Genomic DNA, 21837 nt, shown 5'->3' on the forward strand with positions numbered 1-21837 from the left:
GGAGAAGTTATAATGGAGGAACGATTTTTTGCACAATTTATACATTGTTTTTTTATTGCCTTAGGTGTAATTCTTGGTGGATCGTTAATTGGCAGTATCGGTGCTTTTGCTACTGGTGATGCGCCCTTAACAGAGGTGCTCCGAATTGCCAAAAAGCTTGGTATCTGGGCTATTGTTGCTGCAATAGGAGGTACATTTGATGCGATTGAAAACTTACAAAAAGGGTTTCTCGAAGGTCCATTTATTGAAGTTCTGAAACAAGGCCTTCTCATTTTATCCGCAATGGGAGGAGCAAAAGTCGGTATGATTATTCTAGAGTGGCTCATCCAGGAGGAATTTACGTAATGCATATCCCTAGATACTACCGAAAACCTGGATGGCAACGATTCTTAGTTGGTATTTTCTTTGGTGGACTTATTTCATATTGGGTTGTGTTATTTATGTATGGAACGATGTATGAGAGATTATTAGAAGAAAACAGTAAAATTCAAGAAAAGTTGAATGATGCCGAAAATAAAATCCTTGCATTAGAGAAGGACAAAGAGGACTTAAATGAAAAATCCAAGCAAAAAATAACAATCGAGGAAATTGACTTAGTAATTCTAAATGCAAAGGATTTAAAAATCGATAAGTTGCTACTTCACCAATTAGAAGGCTTAGTCAAAGAAGAAATTGACGATATTATTGGAAGAAATATCGAGTCCATCGCTGATAGTGATTCTCTCCTGTTCTCTTCTATTGAGAATAAGACGTTTAAAGTAGATGATTTCACGTATTATTTTGAAATAGAACGGTTAATTATTTCTCCTACGGTCAGAATTGTCGTTAACGCTAAACTTTCAAATTAAATTCATACGTATACAAACACCCTATCCTTCCCTTTTTCATATGTTTATGAGGGAAGGGTTTTTACATTGGCTTTTAGATAATGTGAACATTTAATGAAACAGTACTTTTGGAGGTATTAATTTGAAATTTTTTCAAGTAAAATAAGTATAGATGAATAGACATTCATATTGAAAACAAAAACAGATGTACCTTAATAAATAAAGTGTTATTTGTTCTAGTATAATTTGGGAAAGGGGAAGATCTTATGTTAATTATGAATGAAAGAAGTATTCGGGACCGGAAGATTGAGCAATTAATGAATGGTCGTACTGCATATGCGGAATCAAAAGAGGTTATCCGTTTGATTAAGAGAGATATAGAACGGTATGGACTTAATGTGTTTTACGATGAAACCCCTACTGGTTGTTGGTTTATTCCTGTGAAGGCTAGTAAGAGTAGTTAAAAGATGCTGATTTCTAAAAGGAAATCAGCACCTTTTTTGTTTGGTTTGTTGTTGATAAACTAACAAGTAATCTATATACACTCCGATTTCCTTGTATGTGGGTTGCTCATAGCTAAAATCTAATTGTTCTTTCCTTTTAATTAGAAAGTAATACTATAACTTATATTGCAAGACCGTTTCTTTTAAATCCTCTACAACGTCGTCAGCCTCTTCCCAGGAATAGATGGATGCTCCTGATGCTAGTGGATGTCCGCCACCATTGTATTTTGCAGCTACTCCGTTAATTACTGGACCTTTTGACCGTAACCGTACACGGATTTGGTCTTCTTCTTCGATAAAGAATACCCATGCTAAAATTCCTTCAACTTCTCCTAAAGTACCAACTAGCTGTCCAGTTTCTAACGGACTAATATTATACTCATCCAGAATATCTCTTTTTAATTTGATAACACTTAGTCCATTATCAAGTGTAAAGTTTTGGAGAATGTATCCGCGCATTCTAGCAATATTATCTTTGACATTATAAATACCATCATATAATTTTGTTCGGTCAAAGTCATATGTAACTAATTCAGCTGCATATTGTAATGTTTTATTTGTAGTACTTGGAAATAAAAATCTTCCAGTATCCCCTACAATTCCGCCATAAAGTAATCTAGCTGCAGCGTCATTCATGGTTAATCCTTCTGCCTGTAAATAAAACGCATAGATCATTTCACTTGTTGAGCTAGCGGTTGGGTCTACCCATCTGATGTCTCCGTATGGATCAACGTTTGGATGATGATCTATTTTAATAATTTTATCGCCAAGAGAATATCTTTCATCCGCAATTCTTGCAGTATTTGCTGTATCACAGATAATGACTAGAGCGTTTTGATAAACAGAATCATCAATTTTCTCCATTTTAACTAGAAAGGTTAGTGATGGATCGTCTTCTCCAACTACATACACTTGTTTTTCTGGATACGATGCTTTAATTAACTCTCGTAATCCAGCTTGAGAGCCTAACGCATCCGGGTCTGGTCGAACATGTCGATGGATAATAATCGTGTTATATTCTTTTATGGCTTGTTGAATTGCTTTTATAGACATTGCTGTTCTCCTTACTGTTCAATATATTATCACATAATAACTGGCTAAGGTTGTATATAAAATGTTAGAATATGTGTTGGACAACTTTTAGTATTGATTAGGAGTAGATTATATGGATTTTATGGTTATTTTTCCAATTGTTATTGTCATATCCGCTGTTATGTATATTTATTATAAGGTTTCAATCCTTAAGACAAAGGATGGGTTAACTCAAAGTTATTTTAATGCAAAATCTAGGATTTGTCTTGGTTTATTTTTATTTGCATTTGGAATAAACCAATATGTATTCTATCAGACTAGAATTTCTTTATTTATTGGTATTCTCTTTGTTTTTCTTGGTGCTATGCAGCTTGTTCGGGGCTTCAAAGAAACGAAGCATTATCGTAATGAATGGAAAAGATTAAATCCTGCTGACTAGATTTTAGTCAGCTTTTTTTAATTTGGGCTTTCTGGCCTAATCCGTGACCCGTATACACTTCACTTTTACTCCAGAGCACAGGGGCGACATCTGCTCAAATAAACCATCGCGGGGTCTCACCTTTGCTTATCCTCCCGCTACAGTCTACGTGTATACAGGCCACTCAGAGAATAATGCCAATAATTAAAACTCTATTTTATCGTAATAATAAACCACTATGTTTTATCTATCGATTATTTGAGCCATTAGTAGTGCTTTTCCTACTAGTTTTTTTTCATTGTACATTTCTACGTCTATTTTAGCATAGATACGACCGGTTTCGATGATGGTTGGTTTGATTGTTAGGTTGGCATCGATTGGTACCGGTTTGATGAAGTAAACGGTAATGTTCTCTACTACTAGGTCTCCTTTTTTCAACCGGAGTAATAAACGACTGCTAGCCTCAGTAACTAGTGATGTAAATACTCCAGGAGATAAGGTACCTAACTGGTTTGTCATTTGAGGAATTACTTTAGCACGATAGATAGTTTTTTCGTCCTCAATGGATTCCACATTATTTTTTACAATATCATCTATTGTTTCACCTATTTGTGGTTGACGTTGTATTTGTTGTAATGCTTTTAGAACATCCTGTCTTGATACGATTCCTTTCAGAACGGATGATTCATCAACGACAGGCACCACTTCGATCCCTTCCCATACCATCATATGTCCTACAGTTGCCAAAGAAGTCTTAGATTGCACTACTATTGGATTTTTTGTCATAGCTTTTTCAATTGGAAAATCCTTCTCTTTTCCGATGATATCCTTTGATGTCACCATTCCAACTACACGTTTTTTCCCATCCAAAACAGGAAATCTAGAATGAGTAGATTTTTCATTAATTTCATACCAATCCCTTACTTGTTCTCCTATTTGCATGTAATGGGCATTTTCAACAGTTGTACAAATGTCACCAACCAGTACAATTTCCTTCTTTATTAGTTGGTCATAAATTGCGCGGTTAATCATTGCAGCTACAGTGAATGTATCGTAGCTTGTTGAAATTATCGGAAGCTGCTTTTCATCGGCAAGTTTCTTAATATAATCTTCAGTATCAAATCCGCCTGTTATTAAAACAGCAGCACCTTCATTTAGCGCCAATTCATGTGCTTTAATTCGGTTTCCAACAATTAGTAATGATCCTGCCTCCGTGTAACGCATCATCGCATCTAATTGCATCGCACCAATTACAAATTTGTTAAGTGTCTTATGAAGCCCTTCGCGTCCGCCAAGTACTTGTCCATCAACAATATTGATTACCTCAGCAAACGTTAATCTCTCAAAATTCTCTTTCTTCTTTCGTTCTATTCGAATGGTTCCAACTCTTTCAATTGTACTAACCAAACCAATATTCTCTGCCTCTTTTATAGCACGGTAAGCAGTACCATCACTTACATTTAAATCTTTTGCAATTTGTCTAACCGATATTTTACTCCCGACAGACAAAGAAATAATATGTTGAATAATCTGTTCATGTTTTGTAGCCACTACTTTATTCACCAACTTCCAACTGTACTAGTCAACTTTAGTAACTATATTATACAGATGAATGGCTTCAGACTCAATGTTTAACCATCTGTTTGCCTCATATTAGCATACTCCTGTTCCATTACAGGCGGCTCTGACATCTTTAGTAAAGTAGCAAAGTTTGCTCCAAAGACTAATACAAAAAATGCTAACCAAACTCCCCAGAATAACATTTCTAATTGTGAAGTAGCTTGTGGTACTAGTGGCCAGGCGAAGTATAGAAAAAATGCTGCTAGTAGTAACCTTAAAAAAGCGTAGTGTCTCATGGACAATTCCCTCCTTTTTGGCAGAAAAGATAATCTTCCCCTTCTGCATAAGTACAACTAAGGCATACACACAAATACTGAGTGAACGCCAAGTTTTCTAATATTATATTTATGATTGAGTTTGGGCAAACAGAACTTACCAAATTCTAGTAAGAAAGGACAGCTTCAAAAGAGCTGTCCTCTGGAAATTATATTTTAATTTAGAAAGGATATTTCTTATAGCTTAATAATTTGCATAAAAGGTTGTAATCATTAAATTCAGTTCTACAGAGTCATCATTCTTATCAATAAACATACTATCAATTACGATTAACAAATCCAAATCAAGTATGGAATCTATAAATGTATTGGCATCTCCCAAATTATTAGCGGTTACGTCAATTGCGTATCCAGAAGTATGAACAAGATTATTATCTTCCGTATCCTCAACAGATTCGCTGCCATTAGAAGCTATATACGTAATCACCACATCTGTAGCAGATGCTAATTCTTGCAAATTTAATAATACATGATCAGGTACTTTCTTATTAGGAACCTCTAACATTAGGTTCGAGAATTCTTTCATATCACTTTCATCCGGCGAATTACTTGAAGATTCAAAGTGAGATTCAAACAAATCTAATTGCTGTTGTACAGAATTGCGTTCTTCCTGCAAAGGTTTAATTAATAATAAATAACCAATACCATAAAGAGCAACGTTTAGTAAAATAATTCCGAGTAAAATAAAGGTTGAGATTCTTGTCCACTTAGTCATTGTCAACAAGCTCCTCTCGCATTATTTTAGTGTCTACTATAAACGTTAAGGTAGCCTCGTAAGCTCCTTCAGTATTTATTACATTAGATAACTCTCCATCTAATATATAACCAAGTTCCATTATAGATCTTACATAGTGGGCTATAGAATCCAGGTCATCAAATATAGCCACAATGACAAACTGATTTTCCCCGTTAAAATCATAGCTTATCATTTGATTAAAATTATCTAATTCCCCCAGAATCTCTTTATAAAGGGCAACATTAGGAATTAATTCTTCTTTAATGGATCCAACTTCCTCACTGAGCTGTTGAAGTTGTTTCACATTTCCTTTTTTAGCACTTTGTTCTTGCATTAGTATTTCATATTGATTAATTCTATCATTAGTGCTATTGATAGCCGTTTCATATCTATGTTGTTGAAAAAGTATTACACCAACAACAACTGAAGATAGTAATAAAAAAACTAGCCCAAGTATAAGAGAAATAATATATTTATTAGATTTTTTCTCGAGAAAATTAATTTCGGTGTTCATACATTTCCCCCTTACACTTCATTCTTAATAGCCAAGCCTACTATATCCAGGTATTTGACGGGTAGCTTTTCTTCACTAAATTGATGTAACGGAATCTGCACATTATCTGATAACATCTTTCTTACATCAGTAAGGTATGGGAAATCGCCAGATAAGAGTAATAAATTAATACTAGATTGACCTTTTGTAATGGAGTATTGATAGAAATCGATAATCCGATTAATTTCTATCAAATGTTCATTTATCAATCGATTTATATTTTCTTTTGTGTCTTCAACTTTTTCATCTGAATATGATAACTTCATATGCCTCGTAAAGACTGCTTTATGTTCTTTAAAAGCCGTTAAGAATAAAGCATCCTGATTCCAATGGATTAGTAAAATATTCTCTTTATCCACCTGCTTTTGCTGGTAATAATAGCGGTAGACGGACAAAGAAGTTAAATCAGCAACAACTGGCTTAAGTCCCTTATCCTCAAAAGCATTTTTAAAAGCTAAAATTTTATCATTAGGATAGGCATATAAAAGTACATTTCTCTCCTTCTCATCTGCATCTAAATTTTCCACTGCAATGGCAGGATTAGTAAAAGGAAGATAAAAGCTATTTCCTATTTGTGTTTTAATATATCCGATCGATTCTTCCTTGGTTAAAGAAACAGGTATTTGTAGTTTCCTGATAACGACAGTATCGTCAGGCATACAAAAAAATAACTTCTTCCCTCTCCATTTGTTTTCTTTAACCAGCTTATTTATCACTTCTTCAAATACAGGAACATTTGCAATAATCCCATCTTCCATAACACCCTCTGGTAGTTCTATTTCACCATGGGTGACAAGACTATCAATGGAAGGGCTTTTATGATAGGAATACCGTAGAAATCGATTTGTAATCGCCATATTAATTCTACCATTATTCAATAAAGCCATTATTTCACCCGCTTATATTAACAGATTTACATACCAGTTTATTAAATTCTCCCCATAAAAATATGTTATTAAAGTAGCAATCACAATATAGGGACCGAATGGAACTGGTTGCTTACGATTTATTATCTTAGTAGCCAACAATACTATACCAACAACTGATCCTATTAAACAAGATAGAAAAAACGCTAACAGTACATTTTTCGTTCCTAAGACTATTCCTAAGACAGCAAATAATTTCATATCCCCAGCCCCCATGCCACCACGACTAACAAATATAATAATAGCAATAATTCCAAAACCAATTATCGCACCAACAATTGGCGACCACCATGGGTCATGCGGCTGTATGACTCGCATGATGATAAAAAACGGGAGAAAAAATAAGAGTATCTTATTTGGGATTAGCATATACTTTATATCCGATACAGTTATAATAACTAACATGGATACTAGTAGCAGTGAAGTAATTAATTCTATTGTTAATCCATAATGCACATAACTTAACGCAAATAAATATCCTGTTGCTAATTCGAAGACAGGATATATGATAGAAATTTTGGTTTTACAGTTTCTACACTTTCCACGTTGGAGTATGTATGAAAAAACTGGAATGAGTTCGTACCAGGATAATGTGTGTTTACAGTGTGGGCAGTAGGAACGGTCGTTGGTGAAGGTTTGGTTATTTGGTACACGAATCCCTACTACGTTGAAGAAAGAACCTAAGATTAAACCTAATAATAAAAATATCATTAACAACTTATTATTTCTCCTTAAAAAATCTATTTAAATATTATATCTGGAAAACGCCCAGCACTATATGATGCATGGGCGTCTATAAAAACTAATTATTATACTGCTAAAAATTATTATATTGAACCTTCTAGTTGCTGTATTTAGTATAAACCGCTATGGAATTTGTTACTACTACTTCATCTGTTGAATCATATGTGTTTGATCCAACTTCTTCAGGTTTATTTTCTAAAAACCCGTTTGTTACAAGGTCTTCAATAGTATACGTAACTGTAGTTTTGCTTTCAGAGATAGCTGCAAGTTTTGCTGCATTTTCTATTAACTCCACATTAGCTTCGTGGGCCTTAGTCTCAGAACTTCCAATAACATTCCCGATAACAGGAACAGCAATCGCCACAATAATCCCCAAAATAGCAATTACAGCCAAAAGTTCAACTAATGTAAACCCTTTTTCTCTTTTTACTTTCTTCCAAAGCTTTTTCAACATTTAATTCCCACCCTCTACCTATTAAAAGTATATTTATGTCTAGCCATTGTTGTATTAGTAATTATTGATTAAGCAACAACAATTACCAGTAGTTATTATTATCCATTACATAAGTACTACATAATTATTATAAGCCACTATTTGACTAATATCTACATTTTTATTGAATGTTTTCAAATAGAGAGAACATCGGGATAACTACTGCTGTAATTATACTTCCGACAATAACTGTAAGTATAATAATCATCAATGGTTCTATTAAAGTTTTAATCCGATTAGATAGTTGTTCCAGTTCTTCTTCATAGAACTGAGCAGCCTTTTGCAGCATTTGGTCTAATGTACCAGTCTTCTCACCAATTTGTATCATTTGAATAACCAGTGGAGGGAATGCCCAACTATCTTTCATTGGCTTAGTCATGGATTCGCCCTTCTCCAACGTTTTTCTAGATTTCACTAATACTCCTTGAATTACACGATTACCAACAATTTTCTCCGTTATTTCGACTGATTGTAAAATAGGTACAGCACTATTAACCAAAGTACTTAACGTTTGGGTCATTCTGACTAGAGCCCCTTTATGCACAAGAACCCCAATAAACGGAAACTTAATTTTCAAGTAATCAATGCGAAAGGCAAATTTATCGTATTGTAAAAAGTACTTATAAAGAATAAAACACAAAATTGCAAACACTACTAGTACCCACCAAAAACTACCGACAAATTCGCTTAGATTAAGAATGAATTTTGTATAAGCTGGTATGTCTTCTCCAAAAGAATTAAACATACCAACAAACCGCGGAACAATAAACACTAATAAAAATACAGATAAAAAGAACGTTACAACACCAACAACTGCAGGATACATTAAAGCTGAAACTAATTTTTGCTTGTTTCTGTGCTCTTTTTCATAGTAGTCAGCCATCTCATTTAAAATATCATCTAGTTTACCAGCTACTTCACCTGCATTAATCATATTTACAAGTAATGTCGGGAAAACTTTAGGATGGCGTTCTGCAGCCGCTGAAAGAGCTTGTCCTTGATCAAGATGCTTATCAATATCTTCTAACGCATTCCTTAATGCATAATTATTGGTCTGCTTACTCATCGTTTTTGTAGCATCTGATATGGAAACACCGGCGTGTATTAAGGTTGCATACTGCCTTAAAAATATAACAAAATCTTCATTTTTAATCTTCTTATTTAGAATAATATCTTTATTCCATGGCTTTGTTTCATCTACGTTAATAACAATTAATCCACTTTTTTCTAATTCTAGTAAAGCTTCTTTCTTAGATTCGGCATCTATCTTTCCTTTGACCTTTTCACCTGATAATCTTTTTGCAACGTACTGAAAGTTCATTTTAGTAACCCCTTTCCTGCATAAAAGGAGCTGCCGCTTCAAATGAAATAATATCTTCTTGCATTAATCGTTTTAAATCCATTTCTAATGTATGCATACCTTGTTCTCTTGACGTTTGCAATACATTTTGAACTTGATGAAGCTTTTCATTGCGAATCAAATTTTTGACCGCAGAAGTATTCATTAATACTTCCGTAGCTACTCTCCGGCCTGTCCCATCCTTTGTAATCAATAAGCGCTGTGAAATTACCGCTTTAAGTATAGATGAAAGTTGGATTCGTATTTGAGTTTGTTGCTCTGCTGGAAAAACATCGATTATTCGTTCAATTGTTGAAACAGCATCAGTCGTGTGCAACGTCCCTAGTACTAAGTGTCCGGTTTCCGCAGCAGTTACGGCAGTAGAGATTGTTTCTAAATCACGCATCTCCCCTACCAAAATAACATCAGGATCCTGACGTAAACTAGCTCGTAATCCATTGACAAAACTATTAGTATCAAAACCCACTTCACGTTGATCAACAACAGATTTCTTATGTGAGTGCATATACTCAATCGGATCTTCCAATGTTATAATATGCCTCTGCATCGTCTGATTCATATAATCAATCATCGAAGCTAAGGTTGTACTCTTTCCACTTCCTGTTGGTCCAGTAACGAGCACTAAACCTTGCTGCTCGTTTACAATTTGTTTTGCAATCTGTGGTAAATACAGTTCCTCAATTGATGGAATTCTAGTGGGAACGATACGTATTGCCAATGATAGTTCCCCACGCTGAAAGAAAGTGTTAATACGAAATCTTGAGATACCATTAATGCCATAAGAAAAATCTAACTCCCGGTTTTTTTCTAATTTTACACATAAGTCTTCTGGGATAATAGATTGTACAATTTTTTTCGTCTCACCTGGATTTAATTTTGGCATACCTTGTTCAATCAAATTTCCATTAACTCGAAAAATAGGGGCTTTTCCAATCGTTAAATGTACGTCTGATGCATCTTGGTAGAAAGCATCTTTTAACCATTGATTAAATATTTCCTGCATCTTTATTCCACCTTAAACACTTATTGAAACCTGCATAATTTCTTCGATTGTTGTTTGGCCGGACTTTACTTTATTCAGTCCATCATGAATTAAAAATTCCATTCCTTCATTTTTTGCATAAGAACGAATATCTGCTATTGAACGATGATTTAATAACATACTTTTAATTTGTTCATCCATAACTAAAACCTCGTGGACTGTAATTCTACCTCGGTATCCTCGTTGATGACAGCTACTACAACCTCTACCATAATACACACTTTCAACATCCATATTATTTTTTATGAAAATTTCTTTTTCCATTTCAGTAGGTTGTCTTTTTGTTGTGCAGTCTCGACATATTTTACGTACTAGTCGTTGTGCTATTACTCCATTTAAAGACGATACAACTAGGTACGGCTCAATACCCATATCAATTAGACGTGGAATGGTATCCAAAGCACTATTCGTGTGAAGCGTACTTAATACTAAATGCCCTGTCAATGAAGCTCGAATTGCAATCTCTGCAGTCTCCTGATCACGAATCTCACCAACCATTATAACGTTAGGATCTTGTCTTAAAATAGATCTTAGTCCCTCTGCAAACGATAATCCAACCGAACTGTTTACTTGAACCTGATTTACGCCTTCCATTTGGAATTCTACAGGATCTTCAATCGTTACGATATTAACACTCTCTTTATTTAAATGGTTGATGGAAGCGTAGAGTGTAGATGTTTTTCCTGAACCTGTTGGACCAGTTAATAAAACTAATCCTGAAGGTTGAGTAATTAATTGTTTATATTTTTTCTTGTTTTGTTCTGAAAAGTTAAGTTCACCTAACTGCATCAATGCATTATTTAAATCTAAAATACGAATAACAACTTTTTCACCGTTTACTGTTGGTAAACTTGATATTCGTAAATCCACAGGTGTTACACCAACAGTCGTTTTAATCCGTCCATCTTGTGGTAAACGAGTCTGAGTAATATTTAAATTTGCTAATATTTTAATCCTAGCTATTAAAGAGTTTTGTAATTGTTTTGGAACAATTTTTTCTGAACGTAACTGTCCATCAATTCGATATCGTATATGTACCTTTGCTTCTTGTGGGTCTAAATGAATATCACTTGCCTTAAGCTGAACACCCGTTGCCAATATTTGATCTAGTATATTGATTACAGGGGATTCATCATCATCCTCAAATACTCCTGGGTCTATTCCTTCATCACTTTTAAAGTAGTACTTATTTATGGCAAATAAGATGTCGTCCTTTGTCGCAATAACTGGGGATATACCTAATCCTGTTGATATTTCTAAATCATCAATTACAAAATAGTCCATGGGATCGTTCATAGCAAGCAACAGTTCATTATCTTGCATTCTAAGTGGGATTATATGTCGTTCTTGAGCAATTTCCTTTGAAACAAATCCAAGTACCCTTTCATCAATCGGGTATTGATATAAGGAAACGTGAGGGATGCCTAATTGAAATTCTAATACCTCTATCAACTGTCGCTCTGTAATGTAACCACGTTCTAATAATGCATCACCTAGTTTTTGATTACTTCGCTTATGTTCAAGTGTTTCGTTAATCTGCTCACTGGTCACCAGCCCAGCTTCTTGAAGAAGATCTCCTAACCGTTTACGAAAAGACAAATTATTCACCACTTTCTACTATATTAATGATAATAGATGATTCAATTTCACTTACTTCATCATAAGCTTTACCTACACTTGTAAATCTAATCACCATTTCTGTTTCATCTAAAGTGGGATTCTTAATCAAAAACGCAAAATTATTTTCATTATCTAATACAACTTCATCTAATTGCATATTAGGTAATTTCAATTCATCTTTGTTAAATTCTTTAGGTAGATTCTTTTTAATAGCTGCACGATAAAAATCTACCCCCATTTGAGCTATTTGTTCAGAGATAATTTGCTTTTCCATTTTCGTAATCTGCTTATTAGTATTTAATATTTGGTTTGATATTACTAATATAAATAATAGAACTAAGGTCACTATCATTAACGTAAATACTAGCGCCACCCCATCCTCTTTTCTATTATTCATTCGTTTCACCTTCTACTGGCAGATATGTAAAAGATTGAGTTACTAGTCTACTTAAGTCATAAAGTTTGATATTTACACGATATAAATCTACCTCTTCTTCCTGACAAATAGACAGTTTTGCTTCATATGTTTCGTTATTTAAAGTGTAAGTTTTATAGTCATCCGCAAAAAGAACTGAATGTCCACAAGTGTTAACCGTTTTTCCTTCTATAAATTCTTTCCAATCATTAGTTTTATTTTTTAACTCATAGGTAATTTGACCCACCAAATTACTAGTAGTCAAATTCGCTTCTGATCGTTCTGACCAATTAAGAATTTGCGAAAATATTGGTATTAATATTATAATCACAATGCTTACAATCGTAATTGATGCTATAATTTCAATAAGAGTAAAACCATTATATGAATGACGATCTATTTTGGAATACAATAGAGTTCAATCCTTTGTATGTATTTATACCTATTATATCATTCCTAGAGGAAGTGTATATATGAATAAATCTCATCTTTCTAATGAAAAAGGGGTAACATTAATAGAATTACTCGCTGCTATTGGATTATTAGCAGTTGTAATAGTACTTTCTAGCTCAGCATTAACCCAATTAATAGGCAACAAAGAAACTGTCAGTAATAATAATTCACTGAATCAAGAAGTCAATGTAGCTTTAAATGAATTACGTAATCAATATGATGATGGTAAGGATTTGCTTTGCATTACAAAAGCTGATATTCAATTTACGTTTGTCGATATTACAAATGGAACTCCAAGTGAAAATTGTATAGAAGTAGATCCTGCACAGGACACATTGTCTTTTACACTGACTGCATTACTTAACGGTAATCAGAAAGAATTTAAAACTGCTTTTGAAAAAAAAACATTATCGTATAGTATGGAATTATTGAGTGGTAATAAACCACCTAATGAATTTACTGAAGAAGATGATATTTCAGGTTGTATTTTTGAGGAAAACACAAAATTTAATAGTTACGTTAATATTTCTACAAACGGAAATCAAAATAGAGCACTATGTGACGGGGAATTTCACTTTTTGAAAAACGCTGCCTTTTTTGGGGGATTGGAGGTTTTTAATCATAATACTATTACTGTAAATGAGAATATGTATGTTTTCGGTAATAATTTCACTTTAGGTAACCATGTAAGAATTATTATAAAGGGAAATCTTTATATTCAATCTCAAGAATATTATAAGCCTAATGCCAAAATTGAAGTGGAAGGGAAAGTTTGTAAAGTTGAAGATATCAATAACATAAAATCATGTGAAATTGAGCTTTTTTGGGATTAATAGTATTTGAGTAATTAATTACTCAAAGAAAGCCGCTTAAAGTAGCGGCTTTTTAACTTTATGGTGTCATTTGTAATACCCGAAGATATTTAAAACTACAACTCCAACAATCACAACAATAATCCCTATAGCAAAAAACACAACAGCTGTCTTCTTCTCCCTTGTCTCAAACCAAGCTGCCAATGTCACAATAATCGCAAATATTAACCCAAAAAATATCGAAGCAATCGGATTTGTTGGTTGAATAAAATCATGCCAACTAAGAAAATCCATTCATTCACTCCTTTGATGATTTATTGCCACGTGACTTCATCCTACAATTCCAATTCATCACCGGGATGCATAACCTTCCCTTGCCCTGAAAGCAATTTCTGAACAAATTCTACGGGATCTTGTTCAATTACTGGGAAGGTATTATAGTGAATTGGTACTACTGTTTTTGCTTTAACCCACTCAGCTGCAACTAATGCATCTTCAGGACCCATGGTAAAGTTATCCCCAATTGGTATAAATGCAAGGTCAATATCATTCATTTCCCCATACATCTTTAAATCTGAAAATAATGCAGTGTCACCTAAGTGATAAATGGTTTTTCCTTCAACAGTTAATAGTATTCCTGATGGCATTCCGGTATAGACCATTGTTCCATCCTCTTCCGTAAAAGCAGAACCATGGAATGCTTGGGTAAACTTCACCCTTCCAAACTCAAACTCACGAGAGCCACCTATATGCATTCCGTGCGACTTGACACCTTTAGTCACCATATAATCAGAAAGCTCATTTGGAGCGATGACTACAGCATTATTTCGTTTCGCTATTTCCACTGTATCCCCTACATGATCATTATGACCATGAGTTAACAGTATGTAGTCTGCTTTTACCATATCCGCTTTTAAATCACATAATCCATTCCCATTGATAAACGGATCAATTAATATAGTATGGTCTCCTGTTACAACTAATACGACTGAATGTCCGTGATATGATACTTTCATTAAAATCATCCTTTCCAATTGGTCTACTATTATAGATTCTATATTTACACGAATATTCCTTTCATAAACATAAAAAAAGGCAGCATTCATTTAAAATGCTGTCTTTTCATCTTAGTTTACTCTTTCCCCATTGCCTTCTTTAAAGCTTCTAGCTCCTCATCCACATTAGAATCTAACTTTCTAAACTCATCATCTAACGTACGGCTTTCGGTGGATAAATCTTCACTTGTTTCTGCTTCCGCTTCAAATCGAAGTACTTTTTCTTCCATTCGTTCAAAACCACGTCTTGATTCATCGCCACCGATTGATGACATGCTACGGTTAATCTTCGTACGTGTTTGTGCAGACTCTGCACGTGCTTTTAATGAATCCTTCTTCAGATTCATTTCTTGGTATTCACTCTTCATTTCATCAAGCTTACTTTTCAATATTTGTGAATCGTTTTTAGCTTGCTCATATGACTGTTGTAATAATGTAGCTTGGTTTTCATATTCTTTCTTTTCTTGTAATGCGCGTTTCGCTAACTCATCTTCACCTGCTACCACTGCCTTTTCAGCTTGGGCCTGTCTTTTATCCACCATAGCCTGCGCATCTTCTGCTTTACGCTTCAGAATCTTCTCATTGGCAATTTGTTTCGCAACTGCGGCTTCAGCCTCGCGTATATCTTCTCCCATATCACGCAGGAATTGGTCCAGCATTTTAACTGGATCTTCCGCTTTATCTAGCATTGTATTTAATTCTGAACTTACAATTGTCTTCATTCGCTTGAAAAATTTAAACATACTAAGTACCCTCCAATTATTTAAATTTTATAACACGTTTATCTTTAATACGATGATAAACTAAAATGGTTTCAAATATTTATCTAGTTGTACAATATTTTTTAAAAAGTTTATAATGGATAATAAATGAGGTGATATATATGTCTACAAGAATTGAAGCATTATTAAACGAACTAAACACAAAAGAACTAGATAGCATATTGGTTACTTCTCCAGCTAATGTCTATTATTTAAGTAACTATTATACTGACCCACACGAGAGAGTGGTTGCTGTTTACGTTACAACACAACATGATCCAATCTTAATTTTACCAGCGATGGAAGCAGAAGATGCAAAAGCTGCTGGTTGGAATTATTCCATGATTGATTATCATGATCACGAGGATCCTTGGGAATTATTTCTAGCATTTCTGAATAAGTCTGGAAAAATACCTGAGACACTCGGTGTAGAGGAAGATTATCTTACATTAAGCCGCTATAATAGTGTAAAAGGAATTCTACCTGATACGGAAGTTAAGCAGTCACAAGAACTTTTAGCATCCCTTCGAGTCATTAAAAATCAACAGGAATATGAATTACTAAAAAAAGCTGCTGAGCTTGCTGATTTCGGTGTTCAAACTGGAGTGAACGCTCTAAAAGAAGGCATTACTGAACTTGAAGTAATTGCTGAGATTGAATATGAACTAAAAAAACAAGGTGTACAAGCCATGTCCTTCTCTACCATGGTATTATTTGGACAGAAAGCTGCCTCTCCACACGGAACACCAGGTTCAGCTAAATTACAGCCTGGCGATATGGTGCTTTTCGATCTTGGAGTTATTTATGAAGGATATTGTTCAGACATTACAAGAACAGTTGCCTTTAAATCAGTTAACGATGAACAAATGAAAATTTATCAAACCGTTCTAGATGGTCAACTAAAAGCTATTGAAGCATCACAACTTGGTACTGCAGTTGGCAATATTGATCAAGCCGCACGTGATCATATTGAAGCAAATGGATATGGAAAATACTTTAATCACCGTATTGGTCATGGGTTGGGCATTGAAACACATGAATATCCTTCACTCCATGGGAATAATACAACTCCTTTAGAAAAAGGGATGTGCTATACCATTGAACCTGGTATCTATGTACCAAAAACAGCCGGAGTTCGGATTGAAGATATGATTTTCGTCACAGAAAACGGCGCAGAAATATTAACCAAGTTTCCAAAAGAACTACAAATTGTAGAATAGTTTATAAGGGGCAGACTTTTTTATAAAGTCTGCCCCTTATGATTAGGCTAATAATTCCTCTGATTTTCTATACTCTAGACCATGCGCAATTGCAACTGCTTCATAGGTAACATAACCATCCAATGTATTAAGCCCCTTTAATAATGCAGCATTACTTAAGCAAGCTTCCGCATAGCCTTTATTAGCAATTTGCAGTGCATATGGTACAGTTACATTCGTTAAACCAATTGTCGCTGTTCGTGGAACACCGCCAGGCATATTTGCAACAGAATAATGAAGTACGCCATGCTTGGTAAATGTTGGGTTATCATGTGTTGTGATTCGATCACTTGTTTCAAAAATACCACCTTGGTCAATCGCAACATCCACAATAACTGATCCCTCAGACATTTGCTTTACCATTTCTTCTGTTACAAGCTTTGGTGCTTTTGCTCCTGGAATTAATACAGCACCAATAACTAAATCAGATTGTGCAACACAATCCGCAATATTCATCGGATTGGACATCATTGTGTTAACCGAAGATCCGAAAACATCATCTAGATAACGAAGTCTTTCTGGGCTTAAATCCAATATTGTTACATTTGCTCCCAGTCCAACAGCTATTTTGGCAGCATTAGCACCTACTACCCCTCCACCAATAACCGTTACATTTGCACGTTTTACACCAGGGATTCCCGCTAATAGAATTCCTTTTCCACCTTTAGACTTCTCAAGGAACTGAGCACCTATTTGTGCAGCCATACGACCTGCAACCTCACTCATTGGTGTTAGTAAAGGAAGTGTACGATTTTCTAATTGTACCGTTTCATAAGCTAGTCCAACTACTTTTTTCTCCAATAATGCACGTGTTAACTCTGGTTCTGCAGCTAAGTGTAAGTATGTAAATAATATTTGTCCCTCATAAAAATAATCATATTCCTCTGGTAGCGGTTCTTTAACCTTCATGACCATTTTTTGCTTCCAAGCTTCTTTTGCACTATCAACAATTACTGCACCTGCTAGGGTGTATTGCTCGTCCGTAAATCCTGAACCAAGACCAGCTGAAGTTTCCACATAAACCTCATGTCCTGCATTTGTTAAAGTCAGGACTCCAGCGGGAGTGATAGCTACCCTATTCTCATTATTCTTTATCTCTTTTGGAACTCCTATTTTCATATGTACACCATCCCTCTTTATATGTAAGCACTTTCATTGTACCAAAAAATCTAAAAAGATACACTACTATAATCATATCGAATAAAACAAAAAAATCTACCCCAAAAATTAGGGTAGATTATGTTGGATGGGTAAATACTATGCCTTTCTATTATTAAAGGTCCAAATACCGCGGTTATTATGCAATTGATCTTCGACTACTCCACTTTGATAACTCTCAAAGAGTTGGTTCTTTACTGCAGAAACACCACTTGGATCTTCAAATAGTTTGTTTTGGTCTTTTTTCTTGGCCATGTACTCACCTCCACTATTAGTTTGTACCGAAATTGTCAAGAAAAGCTTGTTTACTTTTACCAATTGTAAGCGCCTTTATCATATAATAGAAGTAGACGAAGAAAGGGGAGATTCAAATGAAATTTGAGTATAAGAATATTGTGGTAGCCGTTGACGGCTCAGAGGCATCTGAGATTGCATTTAATAAAGCCCTTGATATTGTAAAGCGTAATGATGCTCATCTGATTATTGCACATGTCATCGACTTTCGATCATTTGCTTATGCAGAAGCATATGATGGTTCTTTATCAGACCAGGCTGAAGCATATGCGAAGGATTTAGTGGATAGTTGTGTCGAAAGTGCAAAAGAAGTTGGAATCAGTCAAATCTCCCGTTGTATCGAATATGGTTCACCAAAAGTAAAAATTGCTAAAGACATTGCACAGACATTTAAGGCTGATTTAATTATCTGTGGAGCTACAGGTATGAATGCAGTTGAACGTTTCTTAATTGGTAGTGTTTCGGAGAGTATAACTAGGCATGCTAATTGTGATGTATTAGTGGTTAGATAAGGATTGAATTCTTGGAATATCACCAGGACTTTCCTTTCATCGCGTGAAATCCATATATCCTAAAACCTACTCTCAGAAAAAAAGGTTTTGATATGTGAATTCATATCAAAACCTTTTTATTACTGTGTTAAACGGATAACATCTCTAGCTATCATAACTTCTTCATTAGTTGGGATTACCATGACTTTAACTGGTGAGTGTGGGTAGCTAATAAAGGTTTCTTTCCCTCTTGCAGACTGATTTAGCATTGGGTCCCAGTAAATACCCATAAATTCTAATCCATTTAGTACTTTTGCACGAATAACATCACTATTTTCACCAACACCAGCAGTGAAAATAACCGCATCAATACCAGACATTCTTGCTGCATACGAACCAATATATTTATGGATTCTTCCTGCGAATACATCTAGTGCAAGTTCTGCACGTTTATTCATTTCAGCTTGTTCTTCGATATCGCGTAAGTCACTAGAAAAACCTGACAAAGCAAGCATGCCACTTTCTTTATTCAGAACATTTACTACTTCCTCAGCAGTCATTTCTGTCTTTTCCATGATATATGGAATTAGTGCAGGATCAATATTTCCAGAACGTGTACCCATTGTAACACCAGCTAATGGGGTGAATCCCATCGATGTATCCATTGCTTTTCCACCTTTAATAGCTGCAATACTTGCTCCATTTCCTAAATGACAAGATATTAATCGCAAATCTTCTAGTGGTCTATTCATCAATTCCGCTGCACGTCTGGATACATATTTGTGGGATGTACCATGGAATCCATATTTTCGAATTCCATATTTCTCGTAGTATTCATATGGAAGACTATACAAATAGGATTTGGGTTCCATCGTTTGATGAAATGCAGTATCAAATACAGCTACCATCGGTACATTTGGTAGTACCTCTTTAAATGCTCGAATTCCTGTTAGGTTTGCCGGATTATGCAAAGGCGCAAGCTCTGAGACTTCATCAATATCCTGAATAACTTGATCTGTTATGACGACAGAATCACTGAATTTCTCTCCTCCGTGAACAACTCGGTGACCTACAGCATCAATTTCATCTAAGGATTGGATGACTCTAGATGAAGTTAATTTATTAAGAAGAAGTTTTACAGCTACTTCGTGATTTGGAATTTCTGTCACATTTTTATCCTTGTTTCCACTGATTTCAATAGTAAATACTGCTTCCGGTAACCCTATTCGTTCCACAAGGCCCTTGGCCTTTACCGTTTCTTCTGGCATTTGAATAAGTTGAAATTTTAAGGAAGAACTTCCTGCGTTTATAGCTAATACGTTAGTCATGATGTACACTCCTGTTATTTATGAATATTTTTAAACCAATCGTTCATTTTACCTAAAACATCTTCCATTGCATGTGTATTTTTCAGTGATGGAAGCTGAACTAATAAAGGTTGTTTTGGCCCCTCTGTATTTTTCCCCTTCTTCTGTAAGATTAATATGCATTTCCCATTTTTCTTGGACTTAAATGCACTTTCAGGGAGTTGAATGACACCGATTATGTGTGCATGTTTCTGAAGATAAGCATGCAGTTTGTCTGAATTTTCTCCATCGAAAATGAAGTTTGGAACCATTAATACTAGATAACCACTTGGATTGGTATAATTAATACTTTGTTCCAGGAAAAGAAAGTGTGCAAATGAATGCCCCTCATCCGCTTTTAATTCATAGTTTGATGCCCGTATATCGTCTGGATAATACCCTACTGGAAAATCGGAAACAATTAAATCAACGGGGTCTAATAAGAAAGGACGTAAACTATCCTGATGGAAAAATTCAATGGACATTTTCTGTAGATTAGCACTTACAACACCTAGTTGAATTAGTGTTGGGTCCACTTCACTTGCATATGCATTTGTAGGTTTATTTAATTGAGAAATTACTGTAGTTAAAAGATTTCCAGTTCCGGCAGCTGGGTCAAAGACTCGAATGCTTTGATAATTATTCATTAACTTCTGAACTAAATAACCAAGAATTAATGCTATTGCCTCTGGAGTTATTAAATGTTGTTGTTGCGTTGTATCTTTCATACCTTTTAACACTGTAAATTGAATCGCCTTACGGATGTCCTCAGAATCATACTCATTAAGATTAATCTTTTCTAAAGCTGTATGTAATTTATGCGTAAGAAGATCATCCATCGATTCATCAGCACTTTGGTAAAATAAAGTCTCCATCGCAATTACCAAACTATCTAAATATGTTTCATTTAAATGTTGTTCCAAAACTTGGGTTGTCTCATCTAACCACTCAAATAATAATTCCACTTTTGTTTTTTCCATATAACTCCTCCGTTCATTCAAACCTGTATTATTGTATCAGATACCAACGCTACTGTACAAACTAATGATTTAGTCAGAAATTTTTTTATATAAAAAGTCTCCCAGCTTTTACTCGGGGAGACTTTTAAATACTTATTCTGCTTGTTTTGCTGCTTCTAGTGCTTTATCATAGTCAGGATGATTTGTTACTTCACTAACATATTCTACATATGTAACCTTATCATTGGAATCAACAACAAAAATAGAACGGGCTAGCAATCGTAGTTCTTTGATTAAAACTCCAAATTTCTCACCAAAATCTCCATCTCGATGATCAGAAAGCATTTCCAAGCTTTCTACTTGATTAACTTCTCGCCAACGCTTTTGTGCGAATGGAAGATCCATACTAATCGTTACAACTTGTACATTATCTAATTTTTTCGCTTCTTCATTAAAACGGTTCGTTTGAATCGAGCAAACTCCCGTATCGATAGAAGGTACAACACTAATTAATTTAATTTTACCGTTATAATCTGAAAGTGATTTTTCCTCTAAATCATTCGTAAGTGCTTTAAAATCCGGAGCAGAATCTCCAACTTTTAGTTGATTTCCTAATAATGTAACCGGCTTTTCGCCAAATGTAACGTTTGCCATATTATTCCTCCTATAAATTGACTTAACTCTA

The 21837-nt window shown here is 34.7% G+C and carries 28 protein-coding genes; 7 read left to right on the forward strand and 21 right to left on the reverse strand.

Annotation, left to right across the window (positions count from 1 at the left end):
• Positions 1–12 precede the first annotated feature (12 nt).
• The 3 genes from ytrH to TY11_RS11830 all read left to right on the forward strand — a co-directional run bounded on the left by ytrH (position 13) and on the right by TY11_RS11830 (position 1291).
• Complete coding sequence (gene ytrH, locus TY11_RS11820; RefSeq protein WP_042146353.1) at positions 13–345, forward strand: sporulation membrane protein YtrH; 333 nt, start codon at positions 13–15, stop codon at positions 343–345.
• Positions 345–848: a sporulation membrane protein YtrI gene (gene ytrI, locus TY11_RS11825; RefSeq protein ID WP_042146356.1), complete on the forward strand. Its 504-nt coding sequence runs from the start codon at positions 345–347 to the stop codon at positions 846–848. The genes ytrH and ytrI overlap by 1 nt, the downstream gene beginning before the upstream one ends.
• A 245-nt stretch (positions 849–1093) precedes the next feature.
• A complete protein-coding gene (locus tag TY11_RS11830) occupies positions 1094–1291 on the forward strand; it encodes a YtzJ family protein (RefSeq protein WP_042146358.1) in 198 nt (65 codons plus the stop codon).
• A 153-nt stretch (positions 1292–1444) separates the two neighbouring features.
• Here the strand turns inward: TY11_RS11830 and TY11_RS11835 are convergent, their stop codons facing one another.
• Positions 1445–2383, reverse strand: coding sequence for a DHH family phosphoesterase (locus tag TY11_RS11835; protein WP_042146360.1), 939 nt, complete (start codon positions 2381–2383; stop codon positions 1445–1447).
• Positions 2384–2504: 121 nt separating this feature from the next.
• On the opposite strand from TY11_RS11835, the gene TY11_RS11840 reads away from it, so the two are divergent.
• Positions 2505–2801, forward strand: a complete 297-nt coding sequence (locus TY11_RS11840) for a YtpI family protein (RefSeq protein ID WP_042146551.1) — start codon at positions 2505–2507, stop codon at positions 2799–2801.
• A gap of 222 nt (positions 2802–3023) precedes the next feature.
• On the opposite strand, the gene TY11_RS11845 is transcribed toward TY11_RS11840, so the two are convergent.
• From TY11_RS11845 to TY11_RS11900, 12 genes are all read right to left on the reverse strand, one after another.
• Positions 3024–4331: a DRTGG domain-containing protein gene (locus tag TY11_RS11845; protein ID WP_042146362.1), complete on the reverse strand. Its 1308-nt coding sequence runs from the start codon at positions 4329–4331 to the stop codon at positions 3024–3026.
• A gap of 80 nt (positions 4332–4411) precedes the next feature.
• Positions 4412–4636: a hypothetical protein gene (locus tag TY11_RS11850; RefSeq protein ID WP_042146364.1), complete on the reverse strand. Its 225-nt coding sequence runs from the start codon at positions 4634–4636 to the stop codon at positions 4412–4414.
• A 223-nt stretch (positions 4637–4859) separates the two neighbouring features.
• Complete coding sequence (locus tag TY11_RS11855; protein WP_042146366.1) at positions 4860–5390, reverse strand: hypothetical protein; 531 nt, start codon at positions 5388–5390, stop codon at positions 4860–4862.
• Positions 5383–5925 (reverse strand): hypothetical protein, encoded by a 543-nt coding sequence (locus TY11_RS11860; protein ID WP_042146369.1) that lies wholly within the window; start codon positions 5923–5925, stop codon positions 5383–5385. Before TY11_RS11860 ends, TY11_RS11855 begins: the two co-directional genes overlap by 8 nt.
• A gap of 11 nt (positions 5926–5936) precedes the next feature.
• On the reverse strand, positions 5937–6851 hold the full coding sequence (gene pilM, locus TY11_RS11865; protein WP_042146371.1) for a type IV pilus biogenesis protein PilM: 915 nt from the start codon (positions 6849–6851) through the stop codon (positions 5937–5939).
• A gap of 12 nt (positions 6852–6863) precedes the next feature.
• Positions 6864–7601: a prepilin peptidase gene (locus TY11_RS11870; protein ID WP_042146554.1), complete on the reverse strand. Its 738-nt coding sequence runs from the start codon at positions 7599–7601 to the stop codon at positions 6864–6866.
• Positions 7602–7731: 130 nt separating this feature from the next.
• Positions 7732–8088, reverse strand: a complete 357-nt coding sequence (locus tag TY11_RS11875) for a competence type IV pilus major pilin ComGC (protein ID WP_042146373.1) — start codon at positions 8086–8088, stop codon at positions 7732–7734.
• 160 nt (positions 8089–8248) lie between these two features.
• Complete coding sequence (locus tag TY11_RS11880) at positions 8249–9448, reverse strand: type II secretion system F family protein (RefSeq protein WP_042146375.1); 1200 nt, start codon at positions 9446–9448, stop codon at positions 8249–8251.
• A gap of 1 nt (position 9449) precedes the next feature.
• On the reverse strand, positions 9450–10490 hold the full coding sequence (locus tag TY11_RS11885) for a type IV pilus twitching motility protein PilT (RefSeq protein WP_042146376.1): 1041 nt from the start codon (positions 10488–10490) through the stop codon (positions 9450–9452).
• A gap of 12 nt (positions 10491–10502) precedes the next feature.
• Positions 10503–12128 carry a GspE/PulE family protein gene (locus TY11_RS11890; RefSeq protein ID WP_042146377.1) on the reverse strand — a complete coding sequence of 542 codons (1626 nt, stop codon included), beginning with the start codon at positions 12126–12128 and terminating at the stop codon, positions 10503–10505.
• A 1-nt stretch (position 12129) separates the two neighbouring features.
• Positions 12130–12546 (reverse strand): hypothetical protein, encoded by a 417-nt coding sequence (locus TY11_RS11895; protein ID WP_042146379.1) that lies wholly within the window; start codon positions 12544–12546, stop codon positions 12130–12132.
• The gene (locus TY11_RS11900) at positions 12539–12976 is read right to left on the reverse strand and encodes a prepilin-type N-terminal cleavage/methylation domain-containing protein (RefSeq protein ID WP_042146381.1); all 438 of its coding nucleotides are present in this window, start codon (positions 12974–12976) and stop codon (positions 12539–12541) included. The genes TY11_RS11895 and TY11_RS11900 overlap by 8 nt, the downstream gene beginning before the upstream one ends.
• Before the next feature lie 61 nt (positions 12977–13037).
• Here TY11_RS11900 and TY11_RS11905 point away from each other — a divergent pair, with 61 nt between their 5' ends.
• On the forward strand, positions 13038–13850 hold the full coding sequence (locus TY11_RS11905; protein WP_042146382.1) for a PulJ/GspJ family protein: 813 nt from the start codon (positions 13038–13040) through the stop codon (positions 13848–13850).
• 66 nt (positions 13851–13916) lie between these two features.
• Here TY11_RS11905 and TY11_RS11910 read toward each other — a convergent pair whose 3' ends face one another.
• The 3 genes from TY11_RS11910 to TY11_RS11920 form a co-directional block, all read right to left on the reverse strand.
• Positions 13917–14123 (reverse strand): hypothetical protein, encoded by a 207-nt coding sequence (locus TY11_RS11910; RefSeq protein WP_042146383.1) that lies wholly within the window; start codon positions 14121–14123, stop codon positions 13917–13919.
• A gap of 41 nt (positions 14124–14164) precedes the next feature.
• On the reverse strand, positions 14165–14845 hold the full coding sequence (locus TY11_RS11915; RefSeq protein WP_042146556.1) for a metal-dependent hydrolase: 681 nt from the start codon (positions 14843–14845) through the stop codon (positions 14165–14167).
• 116 nt (positions 14846–14961) lie between these two features.
• Complete coding sequence (locus TY11_RS11920) at positions 14962–15627, reverse strand: PspA/IM30 family protein (protein ID WP_042146384.1); 666 nt, start codon at positions 15625–15627, stop codon at positions 14962–14964.
• 140 nt (positions 15628–15767) lie between these two features.
• On the opposite strand from TY11_RS11920, the gene TY11_RS11925 reads away from it, so the two are divergent.
• Entirely contained in the window at positions 15768–16865 is a 1098-nt protein-coding gene (locus TY11_RS11925; RefSeq protein ID WP_042146385.1) for a M24 family metallopeptidase, read from the forward strand.
• A gap of 42 nt (positions 16866–16907) precedes the next feature.
• Here TY11_RS11925 and ald read toward each other — a convergent pair whose 3' ends face one another.
• Positions 16908–18023: an alanine dehydrogenase gene (ald, locus tag TY11_RS11930; RefSeq protein ID WP_042146386.1), complete on the reverse strand. Its 1116-nt coding sequence runs from the start codon at positions 18021–18023 to the stop codon at positions 16908–16910.
• 138 nt (positions 18024–18161) lie between these two features.
• The gene (locus TY11_RS20665) at positions 18162–18317 is read right to left on the reverse strand and encodes a hypothetical protein (RefSeq protein ID WP_197025085.1); all 156 of its coding nucleotides are present in this window, start codon (positions 18315–18317) and stop codon (positions 18162–18164) included.
• Between the two features lie 116 nt (positions 18318–18433).
• Between TY11_RS20665 and TY11_RS11935 the strand changes: the two genes are divergently transcribed.
• A complete protein-coding gene (locus TY11_RS11935; RefSeq protein ID WP_042146387.1) occupies positions 18434–18868 on the forward strand; it encodes a universal stress protein in 435 nt (144 codons plus the stop codon).
• Positions 18869–18987: 119 nt separating this feature from the next.
• On the opposite strand, the gene TY11_RS11940 is transcribed toward TY11_RS11935, so the two are convergent.
• The 3 genes from TY11_RS11940 to tpx all read right to left on the reverse strand — a co-directional run bounded on the left by TY11_RS11940 (position 18988) and on the right by tpx (position 21806).
• Positions 18988–20175 carry an acetate kinase gene (locus tag TY11_RS11940; RefSeq protein ID WP_042146389.1) on the reverse strand — a complete coding sequence of 396 codons (1188 nt, stop codon included), beginning with the start codon at positions 20173–20175 and terminating at the stop codon, positions 18988–18990.
• 14 nt (positions 20176–20189) lie between these two features.
• Positions 20190–21173: a class I SAM-dependent methyltransferase gene (locus TY11_RS11945; protein ID WP_042146391.1), complete on the reverse strand. Its 984-nt coding sequence runs from the start codon at positions 21171–21173 to the stop codon at positions 20190–20192.
• A gap of 132 nt (positions 21174–21305) precedes the next feature.
• Complete coding sequence (tpx, locus tag TY11_RS11950) at positions 21306–21806, reverse strand: thiol peroxidase (RefSeq protein WP_042146392.1); 501 nt, start codon at positions 21804–21806, stop codon at positions 21306–21308.
• Positions 21807–21837: the final 31 nt, after the last annotated feature.

The sequence above is a fragment of the Paucisalibacillus algeriensis genome (assembly GCF_000577245.1).
GTDB lineage: Bacteria > Bacillota > Bacilli > Bacillales > Amphibacillaceae > Ornithinibacillus.

What these genes read in the sequence shown, in the direction of transcription:
- TY11_RS11875 (WP_042146373.1), bottom strand. Translation starts at nt 8,088, where the DNA reads ATGTTGAAAAAGCTTTGGAAGAAAGTAAAAAGAGAAAAAGGGTTTACA.
- TY11_RS11860 (WP_042146369.1), bottom strand. Translation starts at nt 5,925, where the DNA reads ATGAACACCGAAATTAATTTTCTCGAGAAAAAATCTAATAAATATATT.
- TY11_RS11940 (WP_042146389.1), bottom strand. Translation starts at nt 20,175, where the DNA reads ATGACTAACGTATTAGCTATAAACGCAGGAAGTTCTTCCTTAAAATTT.
- TY11_RS11840 (WP_042146551.1), top strand. Translation starts at nt 2,505, where the DNA reads ATGGTTATTTTTCCAATTGTTATTGTCATATCCGCTGTTATGTATATT.
- TY11_RS11885 (WP_042146376.1), bottom strand. Translation starts at nt 10,490, where the DNA reads ATGCAGGAAATATTTAATCAATGGTTAAAAGATGCTTTCTACCAAGAT.
- TY11_RS11895 (WP_042146379.1), bottom strand. Translation starts at nt 12,546, where the DNA reads ATGAATAATAGAAAAGAGGATGGGGTGGCGCTAGTATTTACGTTAATG.
- TY11_RS11855 (WP_042146366.1), bottom strand. Translation starts at nt 5,390, where the DNA reads ATGACTAAGTGGACAAGAATCTCAACCTTTATTTTACTCGGAATTATT.
- pilM (WP_042146371.1), bottom strand. Translation starts at nt 6,851, where the DNA reads ATGGCTTTATTGAATAATGGTAGAATTAATATGGCGATTACAAATCGA.
- TY11_RS11910 (WP_042146383.1), bottom strand. Translation starts at nt 14,123, where the DNA reads ATGGATTTTCTTAGTTGGCATGATTTTATTCAACCAACAAATCCGATT.
- TY11_RS11850 (WP_042146364.1), bottom strand. Translation starts at nt 4,636, where the DNA reads ATGAGACACTACGCTTTTTTAAGGTTACTACTAGCAGCATTTTTTCTA.
- ald (WP_042146386.1), bottom strand. Translation starts at nt 18,023, where the DNA reads ATGAAAATAGGAGTTCCAAAAGAGATAAAGAATAATGAGAATAGGGTA.
- TY11_RS11905 (WP_042146382.1), top strand. Translation starts at nt 13,038, where the DNA reads ATGAATAAATCTCATCTTTCTAATGAAAAAGGGGTAACATTAATAGAA.
- TY11_RS11870 (WP_042146554.1), bottom strand. Translation starts at nt 7,601, where the DNA reads ATGATATTTTTATTATTAGGTTTAATCTTAGGTTCTTTCTTCAACGTA.
- ytrH (WP_042146353.1), top strand. Translation starts at nt 13, where the DNA reads ATGGAGGAACGATTTTTTGCACAATTTATACATTGTTTTTTTATTGCC.
- TY11_RS11915 (WP_042146556.1), bottom strand. Translation starts at nt 14,845, where the DNA reads ATGAAAGTATCATATCACGGACATTCAGTCGTATTAGTTGTAACAGGA.
- TY11_RS11945 (WP_042146391.1), bottom strand. Translation starts at nt 21,173, where the DNA reads ATGGAAAAAACAAAAGTGGAATTATTATTTGAGTGGTTAGATGAGACA.
- TY11_RS11830 (WP_042146358.1), top strand. Translation starts at nt 1,094, where the DNA reads ATGTTAATTATGAATGAAAGAAGTATTCGGGACCGGAAGATTGAGCAA.
- tpx (WP_042146392.1), bottom strand. Translation starts at nt 21,806, where the DNA reads ATGGCAAACGTTACATTTGGCGAAAAGCCGGTTACATTATTAGGAAAT.
- TY11_RS20665 (WP_197025085.1), bottom strand. Translation starts at nt 18,317, where the DNA reads ATGGCCAAGAAAAAAGACCAAAACAAACTATTTGAAGATCCAAGTGGT.
- TY11_RS11880 (WP_042146375.1), bottom strand. Translation starts at nt 9,448, where the DNA reads ATGAACTTTCAGTACGTTGCAAAAAGATTATCAGGTGAAAAGGTCAAA.
- TY11_RS11935 (WP_042146387.1), top strand. Translation starts at nt 18,434, where the DNA reads ATGAAATTTGAGTATAAGAATATTGTGGTAGCCGTTGACGGCTCAGAG.
- TY11_RS11920 (WP_042146384.1), bottom strand. Translation starts at nt 15,627, where the DNA reads ATGTTTAAATTTTTCAAGCGAATGAAGACAATTGTAAGTTCAGAATTA.
- TY11_RS11925 (WP_042146385.1), top strand. Translation starts at nt 15,768, where the DNA reads ATGTCTACAAGAATTGAAGCATTATTAAACGAACTAAACACAAAAGAA.
- ytrI (WP_042146356.1), top strand. Translation starts at nt 345, where the DNA reads ATGCATATCCCTAGATACTACCGAAAACCTGGATGGCAACGATTCTTA.
- TY11_RS11835 (WP_042146360.1), bottom strand. Translation starts at nt 2,383, where the DNA reads ATGTCTATAAAAGCAATTCAACAAGCCATAAAAGAATATAACACGATT.